We start from the raw sequence: 8,240 nt of genomic DNA, 5'->3' as shown, positions 1-8,240 counted from the left end.
GCCGAGACGCGCGTGCAGCAGGCCGAAGCCGACGCCGAACAGGCCCGCACCGCGATGCGCGCCGCCCACGCCGACCGCCAGACGGCCGAACAGGAACGCGACGCGGCCCTGCACGCCCAGCGGGAAGCCCTGGGCGCCCAGCACGCGGCCGAGGAACACCGCGACCGTATCCACGCCGAAGCCCGCGCCCACGCCGAACGCCTCGGCGTCCAGATCGGCAACCTCACCACCCGGCTGAACGACGAGCAGCTCCTCACCACACGCCAGGCCGAGCAGCTGTCCCGCCTGGCCGCGGACCTGTCACGCGCCGAGACCCTGGCCGACGAACGCGCCGAGACCCTCGCCGAACGCGACCGTCAACTGCACCAAGCCAATGCCGACGTCCGCCGCCTGACCGACACCCTGGAACAGACCACCGCCCACCTGGCCACCACCCGCCGGCAACTCCAGCAGGCCGAAACCGCCACCGAGCAAGCCCGCGCCGAAACCCGCGCCGCCCGCGACACCCTCGCCGAGGCCCGGCGCCGCTTCGAGGAGGAACGCGACCGCCTACGGACCCAGCACGACCAAGCCCGCCTGGACCAGGCCACCGCCGAAACCCGCCTGGAGATGACCGAACGCGAACTGCAGACCCTACGCCGCCAGCTCGCCGCCGCCCAGACAGCCACCGGCCTGATCGTGCCGCCGCTGACCGACGTCGAGGGACAGCCCGGCGTCCGGCTACCCGGCGGCACCATCGAAGCCGTCACCCTCCAGGACGGCGTGGTGCTGCTGCACCACGCCGACAACGCGATTCCCCTCGGCGACGCCTCCCAGTCCCCCGCGCACGCCCGAGCGCTGAGCGCCGCCCTCCAGGCCGTCGCCTCCCCTCCACCCGCCTGACAGGCATGACCCGGCCCTCGCCAGATTCCTTGAACGACCTACAGGCAGGTCAAGCAGATCGGTTCAGGCGAGGGCGGTACGCCGGCGGAGTACAGGGGCCGTGAGGCCCCGGGCTGGCAGCAGTCACCTGATGAGGGGCGTCCAGGGCGGCCTTCAGGCTGGAGGCTGCCAGGTGAGGCGCCCCGGCCTCTTCGGCCACCCGGGCGATCGCCTCTTCTGCTTGTTCTCCGCCGCCCCCCACTCCTGCCATCGCCCAGCGCAAGCGAACTTGCTGGTCAGCCGTACGAAGTCCGGTCAGGCACGGCGCTGCTGGCGCAGCTGCGCCAGGAGCGATTCGAACGGCCGTTACTGGAGATGAGCAGGTGCGCGGGGAATCGGAGCATGTCGGTAGGGCCTGCCAGGATCGCGACATGACGATCGATGCGCTGGCGCCATTCCGCTGGCTGCGATCGCCGGACGGCGATCGGGGTGACGTACTCGGTGAGATCTACTGCGTGACCCTGCTGCGCGGGCTCGACCCGGCCGAGGTGCTGCGCCGGTTCGGCGCCCGTACGAGCACGCAGATGAGCTTCGACGAGCTGGATCTGGCGGTTTGCGACTTCACGATGGCGACCGGCGGCGGTGAGGGAGGCGGCTGGGTCGGAGTGATCGCCGCCGGCGATGGATGCGCGGCGGTGGAGCCGATGGGCTGGTCAGGGCTGGACGGGCCGACGCTGGCGCGGCTGTCGGTCGGCACCGACGTGGTCTCCGTCTTACGGCACGACTACGCCTGCGACTACTTCCACTACGCTGCCGACGGCCTCGTGGTCACGGCTTTCGACCCGGCTGCTCCCGAGCATCGCTTCGGTGCCGACGCCGACCGGCTCGCCGACCTCATGCGCGAGTTCGGCCTGCCTCTGGAGGAGGGCTCCGAGGAGGAATGGGACCAGCGGTACGAGGACCTCTCCGAGCACGGCCTTGAGCGCATGTTCGCGATGGGTGCCCGCCTCACCGGCGTGACGTTCACTGCCGACCTACTGAACGGACCACTACTGGTGGGTGCGATCGCCGTCCAGCGGCTTCCGCTGCGCGGTCTGCCGGGCGCCAGGCTCCCATGTCGTCGTCGATCTTCACTAGAGTGCTGGCAGGAGTGCGTCCAGGTCTGTCGTCTCACACAGATCTTGGACATCCTCTGCCCGCTCGGAGGCCGCACCGCAGAGCCTCGTGCCGTTGCGCTCGGCGCGGCTGCGTGGCCATTGCAGAATCGAGGTCGGTACCCAGGTGGAAGCCGCAGCGAAGTGTCCCGACATGTGGCGCGCTGCGCGTCTTACCGTTCATAGTGCCGTCTCCACGTCCCTGGCCTTGTGCAGTGACCGCGCCTTGAGTGAACTCGTGGACACCGCCGTGCCGCTGGGATCCGGCATCGGCGGAAAGTCGGCCCTGCTGGAGGTTGCCGGAACCCCGGTCTTCGTGAAGCGGGTGCCGCTCACCGATCTGGAGAGGCAGCCGGAGCATGTCCGGTCCACGGCGAATCTGTTCGACCTGCCTGTCTTCTGTCACTACGGCGTCGGCGCCATCGGCGGGCCGGGCTTCGGGGTCTGGAGAGAGCTCGCCGTGCACACCATGACGACGAATTGGGTGCTCGCGGCGCAATATGAGGGCTTCCCTCTGATGTATCACTGGCGGGTGCTGCCGGACTCGACGCCTCTGCCCGAAGAGCTGGCCGACATCGACAGGGCGGTCGCCTACTGGGGCGGCGGATCGCAGGTACGCCACCGGATCCAGGCTCTTCAGCAGTCCTCGGCGAGCGTCGCGCTGTTCCTGGAGTACATTCCGCAGAACCTGCACCAGTGGCTGGGCGCCCAGGTCGAGGCAGGTGACCAAGCCGCCAACCGAGCCTGCGTCATGGTGGAGAGGGAACTGGCGGCCGGCATCTCGTTCATGAACAGCCGAGGGCTCCTGCACTTCGACGCGCACTTCGAGAACATCCTGACCGACGGCCGGCGCCTCTACTTCGCCGACTACGGCCTCGCGATCTCGTCCGGGTTCGAGCTGTCGCAGGACGAGGCCGACTTCTTCGGCCGGCACCAGACCTACGACCGCTGTTATTCCGCCAAGTATCGGGTGGACTGGCTGGTCACCGCTCTGTACGGGCTGCGGAGGGAAGACGGTGAAGGCCGCTACAAGCGGGTGTGCGCCTACGCGGAGGGCGAGCGCCCCACAGGAATCCCGGAGGAGGCCGCAGCGATCATCGCCCGGCACGCGCCGATCGCCGCCGTGATGTCCGACTTCTACCGTACGTTCCAGCGCCAGAGCAGACGGGCCACCTACCCGCTGGAGAAGATTCGCCGGCTCAGCGGGATATAGGCCTTCGATACTTCCCCACGGTCATCCCGCTTGCCCTGACGCGCTGCCGCCACGGACCGCCCGATCGCCGCCATCGGCGCCCCGATGGGACCCGTCCAGCCCGGCCGGCCGGTCATTCGCCCTGCTTCGACGGGGACACCAGGCCCGCCTCGTAGGCGAGGATGACGAGCTGGACCCGGTCACGCGCGTCGAGCTTGCTCAGCAGCCGGCCCACGTACGCCTTGACGGTGGCGACGCTGATGACCAGGTCGGCGGCTATCTCCGTGTTGGTCAGGCCGCGCGCGATCAGGGTGAGGACCTCGCGTTCGCGCTCGGTGACGCCCTCCAGCTCCCTCGGCGCGGGATCAGGTGCCGGGCGGCCGGCGAACGCCTCGATCAGCCGCCGGGTGACGCCCGGCGCGATCAGGGCGTCGCCGGCGGCCACGACCCGGATCGCGGTGAGGATGTCGTCCAGGGCCATGTCCTTGACGAGGAACCCGGACGCGCCCGCGCGCAGCGCGCCGTGAACGTGGTCGTCCTCGTCGAACGTGGTCAGGACGATGACACGGGCCCGGCCGGGACCGCGGGCGATCAGCCGGGTGGCTTCGATGCCGTCCATGACGGGCATGCGGATGTCCATCACCACGACATCGGGGTCCAGCTCCTCGGCCAGCTGGACGGCGTGGAGGCCGGTGGCGGCCTCGCCGACGAGTTCGAGGTCGGGGGCGTCGGAGATGACCAGTTGCAGGGCGGTGCGGATCAACGGCTGGTCGTCGGCCAGGAGGACGCGTACGGTCATCGTGTCTCGGCGGTCAGGGGCAGGCGGGCCGCGACCCGGAAGCCGCCCCCGGCGCGAGGCGCGGCGGAGAAGCTGCCCCGCAGCAGGTGGACGCGCTCCTGCATCCCGACCAGGCCGTAACCGCCCTCCGGGGGGCGACGGGGACCGCGGCCTCCGTCGAGGACCTCGACGGTCAGCTCGTCGTCGCGGTAATCGATCGACACCTGGCAGCGGCTCGTGCCGGCGTGGCGTACGACGTTGGTGATCGCTTCCTGGATGATGCGATAGGCCGAGACGTCGATCTCCGGCGGCAGCGGGCGGAGCTCGCCCAGCCGGCGCACCTCGACGTGGACACCGGCGTCCGTCGTCGTGGCCACGAGCCTGTCGAGGTCCGACAGGCCGGGCGCCGCGTCGAGGGGACGGCTCCGGTCGCCGTGACGCATGGCGCCGAGCATGCGGCGCAGTCCGGACAGCGTCTCCCGGCCGACCGTCTCGATGTCCCCGAGCGCCTGGCCCGCCCGGTCCGGCTGGGTGTGGATGACCCGGCGGGCGGCGCCGGCCTGCAGGGCGATGACGCCGATGCTGTGGGCGACCGTGTCGTGCAGCTCCCGCGACAGGCGCAGGCGTTCGTCGGCGACGGCCCGGGCGGTCGCCGTGGCGGCCAGCGTCTCGGCGTGCTCGCGGGCCTGGCGTACCGAGTGGCCGACCAGCCAGGCGATGACAGCCGTCATGGCCACCGCGAGCTCCGCGGAGGTGCCGGCGGGCCAGCCGGCCAGCACCCGGACGGTCAGGTAGCCGGCGAGCACGGTGAGCGCGCCGAGCAGGGCGACAATCCCGGTCCGGCGCGCGTGTCCGGCCGCGATGAAGTAGAGCGCGGCGTCGACCGCCAGGAACTGCGCCAAGGGGATCTCGGCCACACCCAGCGGCACACACGCGAGGACCGCGGCGGCGAGCAGCACGCCCAGCGCCGGCATCGGCCGCCGGGGCAGCAGGACGGCGGCCACGTGCGCCAGCGCGGTGGACACCGCCAGCCAGGTCAATCCGTCCCACTCGAAGAAGAACGACCCGGCCAGTTTCGCGGGCCCGGACTCGCCGGGCAGCCTGAACCGGATGAGGAAGGTGAACACCAGGCCCGCCCACCAGGCGAGGACCGTCCACGCGCCGGGCGGGACCCGCTTCAGCGGCGGCGAGGGCGGTGTCACGTGCATGCCGGGAATCGTAACGGCGCGCCCGCGACCCCCGCATCGGACCACGGGTGTAAGACCAGGGGCTACATCCGGGTCCGCGCGTACGTCCGCAGCGCATCGCGGACGAGTCGCGCGCCCGCCTCGTCGTCGTACATGCCGGCGAAACGGGGGTCGTCGACGTACATGTCCCCCAGGCATTCCACCATCTCGATCGAGCGCTCCCGGTCGCCCTCGTGCGTGGGGGTGCCCGGGATCAGGCTCAGCCACCGGACGTGCCGGGCGGCCAGCGACTGGGCATGGTCCGACGCCGGAACGGTCCCGGCCTTCGCGGCGGCGACCCACGCCGCGACGAGGTCCTCGGTGTCCCGCTTCCAGGCCTGCTGCTGGTCGAGGGTCTTGCCGTGCCACCAGTCGTTGCTCACCTGGTACGCGCGCTCGCCCCACCGTGCGACCACCTCGTCCTCGTAGCGGTCGTTGAACCCCGCCAGCAGGACGTCCATCCGCGGCTCCGCCCCCTTCCGCAGGGCGTCGAGCGTGTGACGTACCGACCGGATCTGCCGTTCGACGCGGTCACGTTCCTCTTCGAGTGCGGCGAGGTGGGCGCGGAGCCCTTCGTGGACGTCCACCTCGTCGGCCAGGACTTCGGCGATGGCCGGCAGGCCCATGCCGAGCCGGCGCATGAGCAGGATCCGCTGCAGCCGTACGACCGCGGCCGGGTCGTAGTAGCGGTAGCCGTTCGTGCCCACCCTGGACGGGGCCAGGAGCCCGACGCGGTCGTAGTGACGCAGGGTGCGGCTGGTGACGCCGGCCCTCGCCGCGAGTTCCTGGATCGTCCACTCCACCGTCCCAGTGTCATCCGTTCCTGAGCGTGGCCGCGATGATCTCCGCGCTGTCGGCGCGCAGGGCCTGCGCCGCCGTCTGCCCGGTCGCCGCCAGGTAGGTGTCGACCAGCCGGGTGCCGGCGGCGTACCCGGCACCCATCGGCAACCCCACCGGGGGGAGACCGAAGCGCTCGGCGCTGGGGTCGCCGTGCACCCAGGCGGTGAAGTTCTCCATGCCGGTCACGTCGAGCCCGGTGAGCACCTTGGCGAAGACCTCGTCGTCGCGCAGGTGCGGCACGCCGATGCGGGTGTGGCCGATCTCGTCGCCGTAGAGCCGGCGGGCGAGAGCGTCGGCCAGGCCCTCGGAGACGATGTGCTCGCCGACCGTGACGGTCGCCGGGTCCCACACGACCCCGCCGGGGCCGAACCGCAGATTGTGGTGCAGCTCGTGGACGGCGGTGCTCTCCAGCCGCTCGACGTTCTCGGGGAAGGGCCAGAACGTGATCATGATCTGGCCCGAGATGCCGCCGAACCCGGTCACTCCCTGGCAGGGCCCCATGAAATGCTCGTCGGCCGGGTCGCCGAGCACGAACAGCACGGTGATGTCCGGGACCTCCAGCCCCGGCGTCGCCTCCAGCAGCACGGCGAGCGCGTCGTCGACGGCGCGCTGCATCCGCTTCCAGGCTCCGGCCGTCTCCAGGGTCTCCAGCGCGTCGAGGCAACGTTCCTCGTCGCGGTCGATCGGGAATCCGGACTGCTGGAGGTGCGCGGCCACCAGATCGATCTCACCGGGGTGGTAGCGGTACATGCCCTTGATGGGCTCCAGCATCGAACGCAGCAGGTCAACGCGGTCCGCGGCCGGGGCCAGCAGGATCCGGCGCATGGCGGAGCAGGTGTCGAGAACGGTGATCGGCATGGCCCTGATGCTAGAAGTTGACGTAGCGTCAAGGTCAAACCACGCCCCCGGCGCTGTTCACGGGCCGGCAGCGGGCTGCGTGATCGTTTGACCTGGAGGCAGGTCTGCAAGTTAATGTCAACATGAAGTCAGGCGACTGGATGCAGATCGGGGAGCTCGCGGAGCGGTTCGGCCTCGCCCCGCACGTGCTACGCCACTGGGAGGCCATGGGGGTGTTGACCCCCGCCACCAGAGTCAACGGCCGCCGCCGCTACACCGGCGACCACGTCGTACGCGTCCTGACGATCATCCGCGCCAAGGCGGCGGGCATGAGCCTGGAGCAGATCCGGGAGGTCCTCGCCGTCTCCGGCCAGGTCGAGCGCCAGGCCCTCCTGCGGCGGCACCACGCGGAGCTGGAACGCCGGCTGCGGGAGATCGCGGCCTCCAAGGCGCTGATCGAGCACCTCATGCGATGCACCGCGGACGACTTCACCCAGTGCCCTGACTACCGGCGGATGGCGGAGAGCGCGGCCGGAGTTGGCAAGGACGGCTGCGCGATCTGAGACGCCGCGATTCCCCGGGCTTAGGTTGGCGGGCATGGGGTCGCAACTGGTTCAGGTCAATTTCAAGGCCCGGGACGACTCGGCGCTCGGCCGGTTCTGGGCGGAGGCGCTCGGCTGGGGCGTCTCCAGCGAGGAGCCCTGCGTGACCAGAGTCCAGCCTGCGGGGCTCGTGTGGCCGGATCCGTCCGCCGTCAGCGTCGACGTCGTCACCGTCCCGGACCCCGCGACGGTGAGGTACCGCACGCACCTCGACCTGGCCACCTCCTCCCCCGCCCATCAGGCGGACTTGGTCGCGCGCCTGAAGGAGCTCGGCGCGACGCCCGCCGACGTGGGCCAGGGTGACGTGCCGTGGACGGTCCTGGCCGACCCTGAGGGCAACGTGTTCTGCGTGCTGGAGCCCCGCGAGATCTACCGGGACACCGGGCCGATCGCCGCGGTGGTCGTGGACTGCGCCGACCCGCGAGCCATGGCCGGGTTCTGGGGAGAGGCGATCGGCTGGACGGTCCACGAGGTGAGCGACGATCTCGCGCGGCTGCGTTCGGCGAAGGGCGTCGGGCCGTACCTGGAGTTCCTGCGCGCGTCGGGCGGGGGCACCGTGTGGCACCGCGTCCATCTCGACCTGCTGCCGTATCCCGGTGAGGACCAGGCGGCGGAGGTGGCCAGGCTGGAGGCGCTCGGCGCGACGCTCACCGACATAGGCCAGGGGGACGTCCCTTGGAAGGTGCTGGCCGACCCGGAGGGCAACGAGTTCTGCGTGCTCGGCCCGGCCTGACGGGGCCGATCCCCCGG

At 71.0% G+C, this 8,240-nt stretch carries 9 protein-coding genes; 5 read left to right on the top strand and 4 right to left on the bottom strand.

All coding sequences use genetic code 11. The features are described 5' to 3' along the window. The 3 genes from BMW85_RS47685 to BMW85_RS47675 all read left to right on the top strand — a co-directional run. Window positions 1–882 (top strand): coiled-coil domain-containing protein (locus tag BMW85_RS47685; protein WP_218156268.1); only part of this gene is annotated, 882 nt, incomplete at its 5' end. A gap of 410 nt (window positions 883–1,292) precedes the next feature. Next, complete coding sequence (locus tag BMW85_RS47680) at window positions 1,293–2,201, top strand: DUF6461 domain-containing protein (protein WP_143082676.1); 909 nt, start codon at window positions 1,293–1,295, stop codon at window positions 2,199–2,201. Next, window positions 2,170–3,228 (top strand): hypothetical protein, encoded by a 1,059-nt coding sequence (locus BMW85_RS47675; RefSeq protein ID WP_091094390.1) that lies wholly within the window; start codon window positions 2,170–2,172, stop codon window positions 3,226–3,228. The genes BMW85_RS47680 and BMW85_RS47675 overlap by 32 nt, the downstream gene beginning before the upstream one ends. 112 nt (window positions 3,229–3,340) lie before the next feature. Here BMW85_RS47675 and BMW85_RS47670 read toward each other — a convergent pair whose 3' ends face one another. The 4 genes from BMW85_RS47670 to BMW85_RS47655 all read right to left on the bottom strand — a co-directional run bounded on the left by BMW85_RS47670 (window position 3,341) and on the right by BMW85_RS47655 (window position 6,909). Next, window positions 3,341–4,006 carry a response regulator gene (locus BMW85_RS47670; RefSeq protein WP_091094389.1) on the bottom strand — a complete coding sequence of 222 codons (666 nt, stop codon included), beginning with the start codon at window positions 4,004–4,006 and terminating at the stop codon, window positions 3,341–3,343. After that, entirely contained in the window at window positions 4,003–5,193 is a 1,191-nt protein-coding gene (locus tag BMW85_RS47665) for a sensor histidine kinase (protein ID WP_091094388.1), read from the bottom strand. The genes BMW85_RS47670 and BMW85_RS47665 overlap by 4 nt, the downstream gene beginning before the upstream one ends. A gap of 62 nt (window positions 5,194–5,255) precedes the next feature. Further along, window positions 5,256–6,014: a MerR family transcriptional regulator gene (locus BMW85_RS47660; protein ID WP_091094387.1), complete on the bottom strand. Its 759-nt coding sequence runs from the start codon at window positions 6,012–6,014 to the stop codon at window positions 5,256–5,258. 10 nt (window positions 6,015–6,024) lie between these two features. Continuing rightward, on the bottom strand, window positions 6,025–6,909 hold the full coding sequence (locus BMW85_RS47655) for a DUF2268 domain-containing putative Zn-dependent protease (protein WP_091094386.1): 885 nt from the start codon (window positions 6,907–6,909) through the stop codon (window positions 6,025–6,027). A 122-nt stretch (window positions 6,910–7,031) separates the two neighbouring features. Here BMW85_RS47655 and BMW85_RS47650 point away from each other — a divergent pair, with 122 nt between their 5' ends. Next, the gene (locus BMW85_RS47650) at window positions 7,032–7,451 is read left to right on the top strand and encodes a MerR family transcriptional regulator (protein ID WP_245775496.1); all 420 of its coding nucleotides are present in this window, start codon (window positions 7,032–7,034) and stop codon (window positions 7,449–7,451) included. Window positions 7,452–7,485: 34 nt separating this feature from the next. Continuing rightward, window positions 7,486–8,223 (top strand): VOC family protein, encoded by a 738-nt coding sequence (locus BMW85_RS47645; RefSeq protein ID WP_091094385.1) that lies wholly within the window; start codon window positions 7,486–7,488, stop codon window positions 8,221–8,223. The last annotated feature ends 17 nt before the right edge of the window (window positions 8,224–8,240 follow it).

It is taken from the genome of Nonomuraea wenchangensis, from assembly GCF_900111685.1.
GTDB classification, from domain to species: Bacteria; Actinomycetota; Actinomycetes; order Streptosporangiales; family Streptosporangiaceae; genus Nonomuraea; species Nonomuraea wenchangensis.
This window is presented reverse-complemented; position numbering and strand designations above follow the sequence as displayed.